16 protein-coding genes and 2 tRNA genes are annotated in these 16,389 nt (G+C 52.5%); 12 read left to right on the top strand and 6 right to left on the bottom strand.

What is annotated here, in order from left to right; translation table 11 throughout:
* The first annotated feature begins 21 nt into the window (after nucleotides 1-21).
* The 4 genes from ACLBVC_RS15790 (at nucleotide 22) to ACLBVC_RS15775 (ending at nucleotide 4,814) form a co-directional block, all read left to right on the top strand.
* On the top strand, nucleotides 22-963 hold the full coding sequence (locus ACLBVC_RS15790; protein ID WP_410150418.1) for an AraC family transcriptional regulator: 942 nt from the start codon (nucleotides 22-24) through the stop codon (nucleotides 961-963).
* Between the two features lie 176 nt (nucleotides 964-1,139).
* Nucleotides 1,140-2,150: an iron ABC transporter substrate-binding protein gene (locus ACLBVC_RS15785; protein WP_410150417.1), complete on the top strand. Its 1,011-nt coding sequence runs from the start codon at nucleotides 1,140-1,142 to the stop codon at nucleotides 2,148-2,150.
* 37 nt (nucleotides 2,151-2,187) lie between these two features.
* Nucleotides 2,188-3,771, top strand: a complete 1,584-nt coding sequence (locus ACLBVC_RS15780) for an ABC transporter permease (RefSeq protein ID WP_410150416.1) — start codon at nucleotides 2,188-2,190, stop codon at nucleotides 3,769-3,771.
* Nucleotides 3,768-4,814 (top strand): ABC transporter ATP-binding protein, encoded by a 1,047-nt coding sequence (locus tag ACLBVC_RS15775; protein ID WP_410150415.1) that lies wholly within the window; start codon nucleotides 3,768-3,770, stop codon nucleotides 4,812-4,814. Before ACLBVC_RS15780 ends, ACLBVC_RS15775 begins: the two co-directional genes overlap by 4 nt.
* A 128-nt stretch (nucleotides 4,815-4,942) precedes the next feature.
* Here the strand turns inward: ACLBVC_RS15775 and ACLBVC_RS15770 are convergent.
* Together ACLBVC_RS15770 and ACLBVC_RS15765 are read right to left on the bottom strand one after the other, a co-directional pair.
* Nucleotides 4,943-5,030, bottom strand: a tRNA-Ser gene (locus ACLBVC_RS15770).
* A 183-nt stretch (nucleotides 5,031-5,213) separates the two neighbouring features.
* Nucleotides 5,214-5,301: transfer RNA gene (locus tag ACLBVC_RS15765), tRNA-Ser, on the bottom strand.
* Between the two features lie 260 nt (nucleotides 5,302-5,561).
* Between ACLBVC_RS15765 and yccA the strand changes: the two genes are divergently transcribed.
* Both yccA and tusE read left to right on the top strand, forming a co-directional pair.
* Nucleotides 5,562-6,224 (top strand): FtsH protease modulator YccA, encoded by a 663-nt coding sequence (gene yccA / locus ACLBVC_RS15760; RefSeq protein WP_410150414.1) that lies wholly within the window; start codon nucleotides 5,562-5,564, stop codon nucleotides 6,222-6,224.
* A 107-nt stretch (nucleotides 6,225-6,331) separates the two neighbouring features.
* Complete coding sequence (gene tusE / locus ACLBVC_RS15755) at nucleotides 6,332-6,661, top strand: sulfurtransferase TusE (RefSeq protein WP_410150413.1); 330 nt, start codon at nucleotides 6,332-6,334, stop codon at nucleotides 6,659-6,661.
* Nucleotides 6,662-6,664: 3 nt separating this feature from the next.
* Here tusE and yccX read toward each other — a convergent pair whose 3' ends face one another.
* On the bottom strand, nucleotides 6,665-6,943 hold the full coding sequence (gene yccX, locus ACLBVC_RS15750; protein WP_101075882.1) for an acylphosphatase: 279 nt from the start codon (nucleotides 6,941-6,943) through the stop codon (nucleotides 6,665-6,667).
* A 99-nt stretch (nucleotides 6,944-7,042) separates the two neighbouring features.
* On the opposite strand from yccX, the gene rlmI reads away from it, so the two are divergent.
* Nucleotides 7,043-8,236: a 23S rRNA (cytosine(1962)-C(5))-methyltransferase RlmI gene (gene rlmI / locus ACLBVC_RS15745; protein ID WP_410150412.1), complete on the top strand. Its 1,194-nt coding sequence runs from the start codon at nucleotides 7,043-7,045 to the stop codon at nucleotides 8,234-8,236.
* Nucleotides 8,237-8,361: 125 nt separating this feature from the next.
* On the top strand, nucleotides 8,362-8,679 hold the full coding sequence (gene hspQ / locus ACLBVC_RS15740; RefSeq protein ID WP_410150411.1) for a heat shock protein HspQ: 318 nt from the start codon (nucleotides 8,362-8,364) through the stop codon (nucleotides 8,677-8,679).
* A 74-nt stretch (nucleotides 8,680-8,753) separates the two neighbouring features.
* Here the strand turns inward: hspQ and ACLBVC_RS15735 are convergent, their stop codons facing one another.
* Nucleotides 8,754-9,167 carry a CoA-binding protein gene (locus ACLBVC_RS15735; RefSeq protein ID WP_410150410.1) on the bottom strand — a complete coding sequence of 138 codons (414 nt, stop codon included), beginning with the start codon at nucleotides 9,165-9,167 and terminating at the stop codon, nucleotides 8,754-8,756.
* 193 nt (nucleotides 9,168-9,360) lie between these two features.
* On the opposite strand from ACLBVC_RS15735, the gene ACLBVC_RS15730 reads away from it, so the two are divergent.
* Both ACLBVC_RS15730 and ACLBVC_RS15725 read left to right on the top strand, forming a co-directional pair.
* Nucleotides 9,361-10,020 (top strand): YccT family protein, encoded by a 660-nt coding sequence (locus tag ACLBVC_RS15730; RefSeq protein WP_410150409.1) that lies wholly within the window; start codon nucleotides 9,361-9,363, stop codon nucleotides 10,018-10,020.
* Between the two features lie 118 nt (nucleotides 10,021-10,138).
* Nucleotides 10,139-10,600, top strand: a complete 462-nt coding sequence (locus ACLBVC_RS15725) for a methylglyoxal synthase (RefSeq protein ID WP_410150408.1) — start codon at nucleotides 10,139-10,141, stop codon at nucleotides 10,598-10,600.
* A 68-nt stretch (nucleotides 10,601-10,668) separates the two neighbouring features.
* Here ACLBVC_RS15725 and helD read toward each other — a convergent pair whose 3' ends face one another.
* Nucleotides 10,669-12,723 (bottom strand): DNA helicase IV, encoded by a 2,055-nt coding sequence (helD, locus tag ACLBVC_RS15720; protein ID WP_410150407.1) that lies wholly within the window; start codon nucleotides 12,721-12,723, stop codon nucleotides 10,669-10,671.
* A 194-nt stretch (nucleotides 12,724-12,917) separates the two neighbouring features.
* Here helD and ACLBVC_RS15715 point away from each other — a divergent pair, with 194 nt between their 5' ends.
* Together ACLBVC_RS15715 and yccS are read left to right on the top strand one after the other, a co-directional pair.
* Entirely contained in the window at nucleotides 12,918-13,379 is a 462-nt protein-coding gene (locus tag ACLBVC_RS15715) for a YccF domain-containing protein (RefSeq protein WP_410150406.1), read from the top strand.
* A gap of 35 nt (nucleotides 13,380-13,414) precedes the next feature.
* On the top strand, nucleotides 13,415-15,556 hold the full coding sequence (gene yccS / locus ACLBVC_RS15710; RefSeq protein ID WP_410150405.1) for a YccS family putative transporter: 2,142 nt from the start codon (nucleotides 13,415-13,417) through the stop codon (nucleotides 15,554-15,556).
* Nucleotides 15,557-15,581: 25 nt separating this feature from the next.
* On the opposite strand, the gene ACLBVC_RS15705 is transcribed toward yccS, so the two are convergent.
* A complete protein-coding gene (locus ACLBVC_RS15705; RefSeq protein ID WP_410150404.1) occupies nucleotides 15,582-16,214 on the bottom strand; it encodes a TfoX/Sxy family DNA transformation protein in 633 nt (210 codons plus the stop codon).
* Nucleotides 16,215-16,389 lie beyond the last annotated feature (175 nt).

The raw sequence follows: 16,389 nt of genomic DNA, 5'->3' as shown, positions 1-16,389 counted from the left end.
TGCAATCGTCCGGAGCCGCTGATGGATCCTCTTTCTGATGTGTTGTCGCTGCTTAAACCGCGCAGCTATATGTCCAAAGGCTTTGAAGCCGGCGGAGACTGGTCAGTACAATTTCCTTCTCATTATCAGTCGATTAAATGCAATGCGATTATTACCGGCGAATGCTGGCTGGCGGTCGAATCGGTGCCTGAACCGGTTCATCTCAAAGCCGGAGACTGTTTTGTGTTGCCCGGCGGCCGCCCTTTCCGGCTTGCCAGCGATCTGAGTATTACACCGGTCGATGCCGGGCCGATTTTTGAGCAGGCGCGCGATGGCGGCACGGTGTCGTGTAATGCTGGCAAAGATTTCTTCCTGACCGGCAGCCGTTTTGCCGTGAGCGGAGCCAACGCATCGACCCTGCTGGCGATGCTGCCGCCGGTTGTACATATCTCGAAAGAATCTGATAAAGACAGTCTTCGCTGGGCGGTGGAACGGATGATGCAGGAACTGCGCGACAAACGCCCCGGCGGTCTGCTCATCGCGCAGCATATGGCGCACATGATGCTGGTGCAGGCGCTGCGGATGCACGTTGATAACGCGCCAGAGCGCGGGGCCAGCGGATGGTTTGCCGCACTGGCGGATAAGCAATTAGCGAAAGCGCTGAACGCGATGCATGAAAATCCCGCACACCGGTGGACGGTTCAGACGCTGGCGGAACGCGCAGGCATGTCGCGCTCGGTCTTCTCACTGAAATTTAAGCAGGCCGTCGGCAGCGCGCCACTGGAATATCTGACGCGCTGGCGTATGTTGCTGGCCGGAGACCGGCTGGCAAACGGCAACGAACCGGTTTCCAGCGTGGCATTGTCACTGGGTTATGAGTCTGAAAGCGCATTTAGCACGGCATTTAAACGCACGCTCGGCTGTTCGCCACGGCAATACGGGCAGAAAGAAGAAACGTTTTTTGAAGAGGAATCGCGTCCCTAAGGTTTTCTTAATCTTGGATGTGTCATAAAGCGGGGCTGAAAGATGATGAGATGTTTTTACATAATTAAATACGAATCAATTTCAGAATGGTTTGCAGTGTAATTTTTGCATTTTCATGCTTTGCACATGTAGTGACGTCGTTATCTTCTTCTTTTTTCTTTCTAAAGGATTTTCTTATGAAGTTACGTTTTTCCTCACTCGGGCCTGTCGCTTTACTCGCTTCCTCGCTGATGCTGGCTTTCACTGCCCGCGCCGCCGACGAAGGCATCGTCATTTACAACGCTCAGCACGAAAATCTGGTGCAATCCTGGGTCGACGGATTCACCAAAGACACCGGTATCAAAGTCACGCTGCGTAACGGCGGCGACAGCGAACTGGGCAACCAACTGGTACAGGAAGGCAGCGCCTCTCCGGCCGACGTGTTTCTGACCGAGAACTCACCGGCAATGGTACTGGTGGATAACGCCAAATTGTTCGCCCCGCTCGATTCCGCCACTCAGCAACAGGTGGACTCCGCTTACCGCCCTGTGCACGGCCGCTGGATTGGTATCGCCGCCCGCACCACCGTTTTTGTCTATAACCCGGAAAAAATCAGCGAAGCACAGTTGCCAAAATCACTGATGGATCTGGCAAAACCGGAATGGAAAGGCCGCTGGGCGGCATCACCTTCCGGCGCGGATTTCCAGGCAATCGTCAGCGCATTACTGGAACTGAAAGGCGAAAAAGCCACGCTGGAATGGCTGAAAGCGATGAAAACCAATTTCACCGCCTATAAAGGCAACAGCACCGTAATGAAAGCCGTGAACGCCGGGCAGATCGACGGCGGGATCATTTATCACTACTACCGCTTTGTCGATCAGGCCAAAACCGGTGAAAACAGCAAAAATACCCAACTGTATTACTTCAAACATAAAGATCCGGGCGCATTTGTCAGCATCTCCGGCGGCGGCGTTCTGGCCTCCAGCAAGCATCAGAAAGAAGCGCAGGAATTTGTTAAGTGGATCACCGGCAAGCAAGGTCAGGAAATTCTGCGCACCAACGACGCATTTGAATATGCCGTTGGCGTGAACGCCGCGTCTAACCCGAAACTGGTTCCGCTCAAAGATCTGGATGCGCCGAAAGTGGATGCGTCTAAGCTTAACAGCAAGAAAGTGGTCGATTTAATGACTGAAGCCGGTCTGCTGTAACAGCAGTAATTTTCACGAGCAGCGTGCCTTAATCATCATGTCGAATATGAGTCTCGAAGGTGTCCGCGCCAGATGGCGTATCCGCCGCAACGGTTCCTCCCGCCGGGCAGGAACCGGTATTGTGCTGGCGGCGGTGCTGCTGTCCCTGCTGTCTTTGCTGCCGCTGGGATTTGTGGTCGGCATCACACTCAATACCGGCTGGCAAACGGTTAAGGCACTGGTTTTTCGCCCGCGTGTGGGCGAATTACTGACCAATACCGTGCTGCTCGTGGTCATCACGTTGCCGCTTTGCGCCGTCACCGGCATTGGGCTGGCGTGGCTGACTGAAAGAACCCGTCTGCCCGGCCGCCGGATCTGGTCTTTACTGGCTACGGCGCCGCTGGCCGTTCCGGCTTTTGTACAAAGCTACGCCTGGATTAGCCTGGTTCCGTCAATGCACGGGCTGGGTGCAGGCGTATTTATCTCCCTGATTGCTTATTTTCCCTTTATCTATTTGCCCGCGGCGGCGGTTTTACGACGGCTCGATCCCGGGCTGGAAGATGCCGCAGCGTCATCCGGTTCGCTTCCCGTCGCGGTCTTTTTTCGTGTGATCCTCCCGCAGCTGAAACTGGCCGTCTGGGGCGGTTCGCTGCTGATTGCCCTGCACCTGCTGGCAGAATACGGCCTTTACGCGATGATCCGCTTTGATACGTTTACAACCGCGATCTTCGATCAGTTTCAGTCCACCTTTAACGGCCCCGCCGCCAATATGCTGGCAGGTGTTCTGGCGTTGTGCTGCCTTGCCGTTTTGCTGGTGGAAACTGCCAGCCGCGGGAAAGCGCGCTACGCCCGCGTCGGCTCCGGCAGCGCCAGACGTCAGACTTTGCGCCCAATGAGCACCGGTCTGACTGCTATGAGTTTATGCCTGCCTGTCCTGCTGACCGCCCTTTCGCTCGGCGTTCCCTTTGTTACGCTGGCGCGCTGGCTTTATCTTGGCGGCACCGATGTCTGGCTTAACCCGCAACTATGGCCCGCGTTAACACAAACGCTTCTGTACGCGCTGGCAGGTGCGGCAATCACCACGGTCTGCGCGGTGCCGATGGCCTGGATTTCGGTGCGTTATCCGGGGCGGTTATACCGCTTTCTGGAAAGCTGTAATTACATCACCAGTTCCCTGCCCGGTATTGTCGTTGCGCTGGCGCTGGTCACCATTACCATCCGCATTGCACGACCGCTTTATCAGACGGAAATCACGATTTTGTTCGCCTATCTGCTGATGTTTATGCCGCGCGCATTAATCAACCTTCGGGCAGGCATTGCTCAGGCACCGGTTGAACTGGAAAACGCCGCCCGAAGTCTGGGACGTTCCCCTTTTCAGGCATTGTGGAGCACGACGATGCGCCTTGCCGCGCCGGGTGCCGCCGCCGGTGCGGCGCTGGTTTTCCTGGCGGTCACCAATGAGCTGACCGCGACATTATTGCTGGCACCCAACGGTACGCGCACGCTGGCGACGGCGTTCTGGGCGCTGACCAGTGAAATTGATTATGTTGCGGCTTCGCCTTATGCGCTGCTGATCGTTTTGCTGTCGCTGCCGCTGACCTGGATCCTTTATTCACAATCTCAACGTAAGGCCGGACTATGAGTACGCTCGAACTGCGTGGAATCAGCAAATCTTTCACGGCCGTCAAAGTGCTGGAGAATATCGACCTGCGCGTCAGTGCGGGCAGCCGGACGGCGATTGTCGGCCCTTCCGGATCGGGGAAAACCACACTGCTGCGCATTATCGCCGGGTTTGAAAATCCCGATCACGGCAAAGTCTTTTTGCAGGGAAATCTGCTGCACGACACCGGATTGCACGTGCCTGCGCATAAGAGAGGTATCGGATTTGTTCCGCAGGATGGCGCGCTGTTTCCGCATTTCACGGTTGCCGGGAACATTGCGTACGGACTGGCGGGGGGGAAACGTGAGAAACAAACCCGCGTAGACGAGCTGATGGACATGGTGGCGCTGGACCGTCGTCTGGCCGCACTCTGGCCGCACGAACTTTCCGGCGGTCAGCAACAACGCGTGGCGCTGGCACGGGCGCTGGCGCAAAAACCGGTGCTGATGTTATTCGATGAACCGTTCTCGGCACTCGACACCGCCCTGCGCGCATCAACCCGAAAAGCCGTGGCAGAATTGCTGGCGGAAACGCGCATCGCATCCGTTTTGGTGACGCACGATCAGACCGAAGCGCTTTCATTTGCCGATCAGGTTGCGGTCATGCGAAATGGCAAACTGGTGCATGTCGGCGCGCCGCAAGAGTTATATCTACGTCCGGCAGACGAGATGACTGCGACTTTTTTAGGGGAAACGTTACTGCTGGACGCACGCCTTGAACGCGGCCATGCGCACTGCTCACTGGGAAATATCGCGGTAGATAATACTTTCCTTGCAGGCAGTGCCCGCATCATGCTGCGCCCTGAGCAAATCCGCATTACGCCCGCAGAAAAACTGACTGGCGCGGCGCACTGTCTGGCTAAAGTCGTCAGCATTGATTTTGCCGGGTTTATCTCCACACTGAGCCTGGAACTTATCGACAGCAAACAGATGCTCGATATCAGGATGGTCAGCCAGAGGGATATTTCAGTGGGATCTGCGGTGGATGTCTTCGTAGAAGGCCATGCGCACGTTTTCTTACCGTAGTTTTTAGCCGTTTTATTCTGCCATTGCGGGCGTTTCGTGCCCGCACAACAGCACGTCTTCGCGCAAACTCCCGAATTTTAGATACAAAAAAAGCCGCTAATTGCTTAGCAGCTTTAATGTGTTGTTTATGGCGGAGGAGGAGAGATTCGAACTCTCGAATGGTTTCCCATCGCCGGTTTTCAAGACCGGTGCCTTCAGCCGCTCGGCCACCCCTCCGTAAACAACAAGCACTTTGCGACATCAGTCGTTCAGTACGGGGCGTAGTATACAAGACCGAAAAAAAGATGCAAACATTATTTTCAGTCTATTTTGTTGATTTAATGAGCATTTAAATCAGCTTCACAAATTTCAGAGACAAAAAAAGCCGCTAATTTCTTAGCAGCTTTCTTGTGTTGTTTATGGCGGAGGAGAAGAGATTCGAACTCTTGAATGGTTTCCCATCGCCGGTTTTCAAGACCGGTGCCTTCAGCCGCTCGGCCACCCCTCCGCAACGAAGCGAACTATAAACATAGCCGATCGGGTTGTAAAGCCTGATTGCATTCAATTGCCTGAAAAACAGGCATTCGGTTCTCAAGCGGCGATTTAAGCATCATTACGGCGATTTTGGCATCAGGAAACCCCGCCCGGCGGCGCTTAGGGAGGTAAAGAAGGGTAAAACGTCTTTAATGACGTCACGCAACTATTTACACTCCAGTCTGACTGTATTTTCACCGACTCCAACGTTTTGTTAAAAGTGAGAATTTTATTATGGATCGTTACGCTGCCTCTACGTCATCACGCGCAGGCTCGTTGTTAAGCACACACCGGGTGTTGCGTAATACTTATTTCCTGTTAGCACTGACGCTCGGCGTTTCGGCGATCACTGCGACGGCGAGTACAGTTCTCCGCTTACCTGCACCAGGCCTCCTGCTGACTATCGTCGGTTTCTATGGCCTGATGTTCCTGACTTACCGCACGGCAAACAGCCCGGCGGGTATTTTGTCCGCCTTCGCGCTGACCGGTTTCATGGGCTATACGCTCGGACCGCTGCTGAGTTCACTGCTTTCCGTGGGTGCCGGTGACATTATTATGCTGGCGCTTGGCGGTACGGCTCTGGTCTTCTTCTGTTGTTCGGCATACGTGCTGACCACGCGAAAAGACATGTCGTTCCTGTCGGGCATGATGATGGCGGGCTTTGTTGTGCTGCTGGTCGCGGTCATCGCGAACCTGTTCCTGCAAATTCCGGCGCTGTCACTGGCAATCAGTTGCCTGTTTATTTTGTTCTCTGCGGGCGCGATCCTGTGGGAGACCAGCAACATTATTCACGGCGGCGAAACCAACTATATTCGCGCCACGGTCAGCCTGTATGTGTCGCTCTACAACGTGTTTGTCAGCCTGCTGAGCATTCTGGGTATGTCATCGCGTAACTGATAACATGCGTAATTTGCTCGAGCCCCGCCACCGTGCGGGGCTTTTTATTTTGTCGGTCAGGGCTTTTTGCTAGACTGTTGGCTGCATTTTTACAGGTCAGAGGTTGTATGCTGGAGTTTGACGGTCAGGTGATTGACACCGACGCTCAGGGTTACCTGAAAAACATTAATGACTGGCAGGAAGGCATGGCGCCGCTGCTGGCACAAGAAGAAGGCATTCAGCTTACCGATGCGCACTGGGAAGTGGTGCGTTTCGTGCGCGGGTTTTATCTCGAATTCAATACATCACCGGCAGTGCGCATGCTGGTGAAAGCGATGGCCCAGAAATACGGTGAAGAGAAAGGCAACAGCCGCTATCTGTTCAGGCTGTTCCCGAAAGGCCCGGCCAAACAGGCGACCAAAATCGCGGGTCTGCCAAAACCGGTAAAATGCCTGTAATGCTCAGTATTTGATTTTGAAATCGGTGTAATGACCGGGAGCGGCGGGCTCACTCAGCACGCGATCAACCCGCGCATGTTTCGGGCCGCCCTGTTTCAGCCAGGCTAGAAGTTGATCCACTTTTTCCTGTTCGCCGCACGCCACCACTTCGACGCTGCCGTCATCAAGATTTTTTGCATAACCGGTCAGCCCTAATCCGGTAGCCTGATGTTGTGTCGCAAAACGAAAACCGACACCTTGCACCATGCCGTAGACATAGGCGGCTATACTGACTTTTGCCATAATATTTCTCTCCGTTAGCGGTATGGTTCGTTGCAATTTCACCTGCATGACCGGACAATGTCGCTCTTTTTTGTCTCCGAACCGACAGAACCTAATTTTATGACTGCACGTTTAATTCTGGCCAAAGGCCGCGAAAAATCACTTTTACGCCGCCACCCATGGGTGTTTTCCGGCGCTGTTCAGCGCGTCGAGGGTAAAGCCAATTCCGGCGACACTATTGATATTGTAGACAGTCAGGGGAAATGGCTGGCGCGCGGTGCTTATTCACCGTCATCTCAGATACGCGCCCGTGTCTGGACTTTCAAGCAAGATGAAGATATCGATATTGATTTCTTCATCCGCCGTTTACAGCAGGCGCAAAGCTGGCGTGATTATATCGCCAAACGCGACGGGCTGGACGGTTACCGCCTGATTGCCGGTGAATCCGACTGTCTGCCGGGGATCACCATTGACCGTTTCCAGAATTTCCTGGTGCTGCAATTGCTGTCCGCCGGTGCGGAATACCAGCGCGCCCCGCTGATTGCCGCCTTACAACACTGCTATCCGGAATGCGCAATCTGGGATCGTTCCGACGTTGCGGTGCGTAAAAAAGAAGGTCTGGAGCTGGTTCAGGGCCATGTTGTCGGTGAAGAACCGCCTGCCCTGCTGCCGATTCAGGAACACGGCATGAGCCTGCTGGTTGATATTAAAGAAGGCCATAAAACCGGTTTCTATCTTGATCAGCGTGACAGCCGCTTTGCCGCACGCCGCTACGCCGCAGGCCGCAATGTGCTGAACTGTTTCTCCTACACCGGCGCGTTCGCCGTGTCTGCGCTGATGGGCGGCTGCACCAAAGTCACCAACGTGGATACCTCTCAGGCCGCGTTGGACGTTGCGCGTCAGAACGTTGAGCTGAACAAACTGGATCTGTCGAAAGCCGAATTCGTCCGTGAAGACGTTTTCCAGTTGCTGCGTAAATACCGCACGGAAGGCCAGCAGTTCGACATGATTGTGATGGATCCACCGAAATTTGTAGAGAACAAAAACCAGCTGGCGAGCGCCTGTCGTGGCTACAAAGATATTAATATGCTGGCGATTCAACTGCTTCGTCCGGGCGGAATTCTGCTGAGCTTCTCCTGTTCCGGCCTGCTGCCAACCGATTTGTTCCAGAAAATCCTCGCTGACGCCGCACTGGACGCCGGTCGCGAAATTCAGTTCGTGGAGCAATTCCGTCAGGCTGCCGATCACCCGGTGACCGGTGCGTATCCGGAAGGTTTGTACCTGAAGGGCTTCGCCTGTCTGGTGATGAATTAATCCGATGATCACGACGTGCTGTTCCGGTAGCACGTCGCAGAATTTTTAGCAGATTAAACGGTCAAAACTTGAAATAGCACATTTTATCTCCATATAGAGATTAATGATGATTTTGGGAGATGACTATGATTGCCAGCAAATACGGTATCGGCCAGCAAGTTCGTCACAGACTGTTAGGCTATCTAGGCGTGGTAATTGATGTAGACGCGGAATATTCACTCGAAAAACCCGCCGTCGATGACGTTGCCGCTGACGATTCAATGCGTGCCGCGCCCTGGTATCACGTGGTAATGGAAGATGAAGAAGGCCAGCCGGTTCACACGTATCTGGCAGAAATTCAGATTGACCATGAAGCTGCCCGCTCGCACCCGGAACAAACGTCTCTGGATGACCTGGCCGCCTCTATCCGCAGCCAGTTACAGGCACCGCGTCTGCGCAACTGAACGTGCCGCACCCACTTAATGAAAAACCGGCTATTTTGGCCGGTTTTTTTTCGTCTAATCGCTGACCGCAGCGGTTACTTTTCCATGCCCAGACGCGGAATTTCAATTTTCGGACAGCGATCCATCACCACTTTCAGCCCGGCATCTTTTGCCAGCACGGCGGCCTGCTCGTTGATCACGCCCAGTTGCAACCACAGTACCTTTGCTTTAATCGCGATGGCTTCCTGCGCCACGCCGTAAGCGGCTTCCGCGTTACGGAAAACATCGACCATATCCACCGGTTCTGTGATTTCGGCAAGCGTTCCCACTGCTTTTTGCCCCAGCAGTTCTCGTCCTGCCAGCTTCGGACTGACCGGAATGACCTTAAATCCCTGAGAAAGCAGGTAGGCCATCACACCATAACTCGGGCGACCAGGATTATCGCTGGCACCCACCAGAGCGATCGTTTTTACGTCCTCGAGAATTTTGCGAATATCATTGTCTTGCACGGGGTTATCTCCTTTTGACCAGTCTCCGGTAAGTGTAACGCAGCCTGACCGTTTCGACAGTGCCCGGCGCAAAAAGGAGCAGCGCAGGAAATTTCCTTATGTAAAATTAAAACATTTTGTAAAACTTTGACACACAATCGTCGTTATTGAATAATGCAGGATGAGTAATGGTGTGTCTGAGGAGAGAAGAAGAATGAAAGTCTGTCGTGCGCTGGTCGCATTAGCGAGCTTCAGCCTGATGGCGTCAGCTTCTGCGACCTCACTCAAACTGTCTGCGGATGTGGATGTGCTGGTTATCGACGGTAAACAGATGTCTGGCGCGATCCTGAAAGGCGCGGACAGCCTTGAGCTGGATGGCGGACAGCATCAGATTCTGTTTCAGGTGAGCAAAAATCTCCATCCTGCTACCGCGCAAAACGCGCTGATTTATCACTCTCCGGCACTTATCGTCACCTTTAACGCCAAAGGAAGCCGCTCTGTTTCTTTCGTACTGCCTCCACTGAACAGCGAAAAAGACACCGCTCAGTTCAGCCAGCAAATGAATTATCAGCTGGTGGATGATCAGGGTAATACGCTGGCGACCCGACGCGATATTCTGAGTCTTTTTAATCCGGGCAATACAGCTGGCGCTGAAAAACTCATGATGACGTATAACTTATCCGGCGCACGCGCTGCAGTACCTTCTTTTGCCAAAGGCAATACCGATAAAAAATCGGCGCTGGCGAGTGAAGTACCTTCCCAAATTTCCATCGCCTATCTTCACCCGCTCTGGACGCGGTTAGCCGCCAATGCGGGCATTGAACAATTATTGCTCTGGTTTAAACTGCCAGAAAAACAGGAACGCACATCGTAACTTAATCTGCATCACGCATTCTCTTTCTTAATGCCGAATTGTTTCCCCCGCGCTATGCAGTAAAACGGAGTTTCAGTATTCTGTTATCCACTCTTACTTTCGCGTTGAAGGGAATTAGATGGAATACACGACCCGTACGATCGCCAAACAAAAACACATTGCCCTGGTCGCGCATGACCACTGCAAAAACACCCTGATGAAATGGGTGGATAAAAATGTGGCTGAGCTGTCTCAGCATGTTCTTTACGCTACCGGCACTACCGGGAATATGGTTCAGCGCAGTACCGGAATTACGGTAAAAAGTATGTTGAGCGGCCCGATGGGCGGTGACCAGCAGGTTGGCGCGCTGATTGCAGAAGGAAAAATTGATCTGCTGATTTTCCTCTGGGATCCGCTCAATGCCGTTCCTCACGACCCGGATGTTAAGGCTCTGCTGCGTCTGGCGACCGTGTGGAATATTCCGGTCGCGACCAATGTGGCAACGGCAGATTTCCTGATTGCGTCTCCGCTGTTCCAGTCAGAGGTGGACATTACGATCCCTGATTATGAGCGTTATTTGTGGGCACGTCTGAAAGAGTGATGTACGCGATTTCGCATGGAAAGAATGTTAATAAACAAATCGCCCGGCTTTTGCCGGGCGATTTGTTATCAGGGTTTCCGTTGCGCCGGAACACCGATATCTTCGAGCTGTTCGACAAAAACCGAAGGACGCGCTTTATCCTGCAATAGCCAGACCTGATGCTTCGCGCGGGTCATCGCTACATACAGTAACCGCCGTTCCTCAGCATCCATGAAGTTTTCAGGTTCCGGTAATAAGACCTGTTCCAGTACCGATTCACGCGTCGGTGCCGGGAAGCCGTCGTTGCCTTCGTGCAGCCCGACAATAATGACGTATTCCGCCTGCTGACCTTTACTGGCGTGGATCGTCATAAATTCAAGATTCAGCTTAGGCCAGCGGGTAGCGGCCTTTTCCAGAACCTGTGGCCGTAAATGGTGATAACGCGCCAGCACCAGAATTTTTTCATCGGCAGTGACATAGCCACTGAGCTTATCCAGCAGCTTTTCCAGCTGTTCGTCCGGCAAGATCACCACATTTTTCTTGTTGCCCTTCGTCAGGCTATTCAGTGGTTTTTTCAGCTGATAAGGGTTCTGCTGAACAAACTTATTGGCGATTTCACCGATACGATCGTTGAACCGGTAAGTCGTATCGAGGGCGCACTGCGCACCTTCGCCAAAGTTTGTCGCAAAAGCAGTGGTCAGGGAAAGCTCTGCACCGCTGAAACGGTAAATCGCCTGCCAGTCATCGCCCACTGCAAACAGGCTGGTGCGTTTATTGAGTTTGCGTAACGCCGACAGCAACAGCGCGCGCTGCGGCGAAATGTCCTGAAATTCATCGACGAGAATATGTTTCCACGGGCTGACAAAGCGGCCTTTTTCCAGAATGTTCACGGCCTGATGAATAAGCCCGGAGAAATCCACTGCGCCCTCATCTTTCAGCGCCGTTTTCCAGGCTTTCAGTAGCGGAGCCATCAGCCGGATGCGCTTCGAAAACAGATCTTTCACCTCTTCCGGCGCGCTTTCTATCATCTCGGCCTGACTTCCGCCGTGCATACGCATCAGACTCAGCCAGCGTTCAAGGCGGCTGCCCAGACGTTCGGCCAGCGATTTCTTTTTCCAGTAGTCCCCTTCCGGCACATCCCATTCCAGCTCATCAGTCATCCACTGCCGCCAGCCGCTGGCCTGCACTTTCTTGCCAGCACATTGTTCCTGCCAGGTTTTGATAAGCAAGCTGCGGCGCGCTTTAGCATCCGTTTCCAGTTTGCTGATTTTTGGCGCTTTCTTGCTACCTTCCTGAATAATCTGCAGGGCCAGCGCGTGAAACGTTTTGGCTTTGATCCCGTCGGTATGCAGGCGTTCTTTGATACGCGTGTTCATTTCATCCGCGGCCTGACGGCCAAACGCCAACAGAAGAATTTGCTCCGGCACTGCCTCCTGACGGCGCAGCAACCAGCCTGCGCGGGCCACCAGCACCGAGGTTTTACCGCTGCCGGCACCTGCCAGCACCAGAACAGCATCTTCGCCATTCACCACCGCGCGACACTGACTTTCATTTAGCGGAGAAACTTCGACGTTATCAAAGAATTCCTGATTTTCTGCAATCACCCGATCCGTCCAGGCCAGATTGCGTTTATCAACGCTGCGTTTGCCCTGCTCAAGCCAGCGTAAACAGGTGTGGTAATCCTCGCGGCAATTATCGAAATCATCAAGCCGTTCGACGGGAACAGGAATGGCGGAAAAAGCCTCGGTGATGTCATTTTGAACGTCAGCCACATCGGCGCTTTTAAACCACTTATCCTGCTCTTCAATATTTCTGATTTTTTCAATTTGCCCGTGCAGAACGCCCGCGCTGACGCCACTCATCTCCTCACTCCAGGCCTGCCAGATTTTGAGAAGGTGCTGATAAAAGCGCTGCGTTTCCTGCCATTCCGTACCGTGCAGGCGGACGACTTTTGCCTCGGGCAATTCAAATTCAAGCTCGCCCCAGACAATGCCGCGCTTACAGCGGATCTGGATAAGCTGATTAAAAGGGATCAGGTAGTGATGTTTGTCGCCGCTGACTTCTACGCCCGCATTAAGCAGACGCACCCGGTTATAGGGATGCTGCGCCAGATGTTTCCCGAAAGAGGTCGATTTCAATTCCATATCATCACACCGTTTTTTCTCTTTAATTCCTGACGGAAAAGTAATATTTGTTATTTTACATGCAAGTCGTTTTAGGAGTTTACCTTTGATATACAGAGGCGATCCACATTCCAAAACAGGGTAGAATAAGAAGGTGTTTCTTTTCAGTTAACCTGAAATTTTTCTAATTATTAATATCTTCGGGAAGAGTCGATATGCGCACTGTACTCAATATTCTTAACTTTGTTTTAGGCGGCTTCTTCACAACGCTCGCCTGGTTATTCGCCACTCTGGTGAGCATTGTGCTGATTTTCACCCTGCCGCTGACCCGCTCTTGCTGGGAAATCACCCGTCTTTCGCTGATGCCATTTGGCAACGAAGCGGTACATGTAGACGAATTATATCCGGAAAAACGTAACGCGCTGATGTCCGGTGGCGGTACCCTGCTGAATATCTTCTGGTTTATTTTCTTCGGCTGGTGGTTATGCTTGTCACACATTTTGGCCGGCATTGCTCAATGTATCAGCATTATCGGTATTCCGGTGGGTATCGCGAACTTTAAAATCGCGGCCATCGCACTCTGGCCAGTAGGACGAAGAGTGGTCTCCGTCGAACTGGCAAAACAAGTTCGTGAAGCCAATGCCAGCCGTCGGATAAAAAACGGACGCATTCGCTGATTTTTCATTCTTGAAGTTAACTGTGGGGTTTTTCCGTGCTTTCTATTGCACCGGGTTTGAGGCGTTATGCCTATAACAGCAATGTGCTTTACCACATCAGGATTTTCATTGCGCTGGCAGGTGCCGCCGCAATTCCCTGGTGGCTGGGGCAGATAACGCTGACCATCCCTCTGACGCTCGGTGTGGTGGCGGCCGCGCTGGCTGATCTGGACGATCGTCTGGCAGGTCGCTTACGCAATTTGTTGATCACCCTGGTCTGCTTCTTTATTGCTTCAGCGTCCATTGAACTGCTGTTTCCCTACCCCTGGTTATTCGCACCCGGGCTGATGATTTCAACCTGCGGTTTTATCCTGCTGGGTGCCCTGGGGCAGCGGTACGCCACGATTGCATTCGGTGCACTGCTCATCGCGATTTATACGATGCTCGGCACCAGTATGTATCACGTGTGGTATCAGCAGCCTCTGATCCTGCTCGCCGGTGCCATATGGTATAACCTGCTGACGCTGGCCGGACATATTATTTTCCCTATCCGGCCGCTTCAGGATCAGATTTCCCGCTGTTTCACGCAGCTGGCAGCTTATCTGGAAGCCAAAGCGACGCTTTTTGACCCCGATCAGGAAGATAATAATCAGCAACTGGTGGAGCTGGCCATGGCAAACGGCCAGCTGGTATCTACGCTGAACCAGACAAAAAATACGCTGCAAACCCGCCTGAAAGGCGACCGCGGACAAAAAGGTACGCGCCGCACGCTGCACTATTATTTTGTGGTGCAAGACATCCATGAGCGCGCCAGTTCGTCACATGTGAAATACCTCAAACTCAGCGAGCAGTTTCATCACAGCGATATCCTTTTCCGTTTCCAGCGTCTGATGAGTATGCAGGCTCGCGCCTGTTTGCAGCTTTCCCAGTGCATCCTGTATCGCCAGCAATATACGCATAACAGCCAGTTCGAGCGGGCGTTTTCCCGTCTTGAAGAAGCGCTGAAACGACTGGAATCTCAGGGTGAGCATCGTGAAATGCTCCAGGCCCTGCGTCATCTTTTGAGAAATCTGCACGCGATAGATGCACAGCTGGCAAACATCGAATCAGAGCAATCATTACCGGAAAATCAGGCAGGAAAAAGCCCGTTCGTCGACGATAAGCTCACCGGGCTGGATGATATCTGGCTGCGCATTTCCCGTCATTTTACGCCACAGTCCGTTCTGTTTCGCCATGCGGTGCGCATGTCGGTAGTGCTGTTTATCGGCTACGTATTTATACAGGTCAGCGGCCTGAGCCACGGTTACTGGATTTTGCTGACCAGCCTGTTTGTCTGCCAGCCAAACTACAGCGCAACCCGACGCAGGCTGGCGCTGAGGATTATTGGCACACTGGCCGGGATCGCGCTCGGCATTCCGATTTTGTACTTCGTGCCGTCGGTTGAAGGGCAAATGATCCTGATTGTGATCAGTGGATTATTGTTCTTTGCATTCCGCACAGTGCAATACGCGCAGGCAACGATGTTCATCACCCTGCTGGTATTGCTGTGCTTTAACTTATTGGGTGAAGGTTTTGAGATAGCCATTCCCCGAATCATTGATACGCTGATTGGTTGTGCGATTGCGTGGGCCGCCGTGACATATATCTGGCCTGACTGGAAATTCAGGCAGATTGATAAAGTCGTCAGCAAAACATTCGACGCCAATTGCCGTTATCTGGATGCAATTCTGGTGCAATACCATCAGGGCAAGGACAACAGTCTCGATTACCGTCTGGCACGTCGTGACGCGCATAACTGCGATGCGGAACTGGCGTCGGTAGTATCGAACATGAGTTCGGAGAAGAATAACGATCCTGCGACGCTGGAAGCGGCATTTCGTTTGCTGTGCCTGAATCACACAATGCTGAGTTACATATCAGCACTGGGTGCGCATCGTGAAAAACTCAGTGATACCGAAACCCTGAACCTGCTTGACGACGCAGCCTGCTGTGTTGATGGCGCATTACACCATTTGCCTTCTGAAGCCGGGCGAATACAAAAAGCACTTGAGCAACTCACGGCAAGGATTCAGATGCGGACACCCGATTCCGATAGCAAAGAGCAACTCGTCTTGCAGCAAATCGGATTGCTGGTGGCCCATCTTCCTGAGCTCACCAGTCTTAACAGTAAAATTCTGCCCGTTCAGAGCCATGATTGATGGCCCGACCAGAGGCCGGTAAAACTCAGTGCATCGTATCGGCAGGTTGTTCTTGCTGATGGTTAAACCACTGGGTCAATATGTCTCTGGACGCCATCGGCAAAGCAGCCTCATGAAATCCCAAAATGGCGCCTTCCAGCGCCATTAACAAATTTAGACCCAGGCTCTTTTTTTTCATAGCACAGAGCTTCAGGTAAGTTTTACATGCCCCCTGCGTACGCAGGTCTCCCGAGTTTGTTATCCCCACCTGCCACAGCAGTCTTTCCAGAGCCAGAGAGAGATTCGGTAAATCTTTAAGTCGCCCGGCTTCATTATTTTTGCGCACTTCAATTTCACGCAGCATTCCCTTAAGTGAATATTTGCCCAGCTTTCGTACGACATCCGGATCTTCCCACTGTGCCGGATTCACCTTGAAATAACGTAACCTCACATCCATTCCGCGCTTACGATAAATCAATCTTTCCATCTTCTTCCGACAAAAATGTGCTTCCGTTTCAGCACTGGCCCGCAGATATAAATCTCCATCTGAAACCAGTGCAAACATCGCCCCATCGGCAGATAAACTGAAGCCACCGAACTGGGTCCGAGTGCGGATTTTGCCCAGAGGAGCAAAAATTGCCATACACTCAAGCACTCTTTTTTTTGACTGATTTATCATTGCGTTATCCTTTTCATATTCATTCCTTACATCCAGTTTGAGTTACCCGTATAGCTAAAAGCAAAATACGCAATGTCAGTAGGCGCAACAAACATAAAATGCACTTGAAGGTTATTCCCTTCAAAATTTGCGAGATGTCTTGGAAAAATTGGGTTGATCTTTGTTCACCGCCAGA

The sequence above is a fragment of the Rahnella selenatireducens genome (assembly GCF_046449555.1).
GTDB classification, from domain to species: Bacteria; Pseudomonadota; Gammaproteobacteria; order Enterobacterales; family Enterobacteriaceae; genus Rahnella; species Rahnella selenatireducens.
Note: the sequence above shows the minus strand (reverse complement) of the source record. Positions and strands in the feature narration are given on the sequence as shown.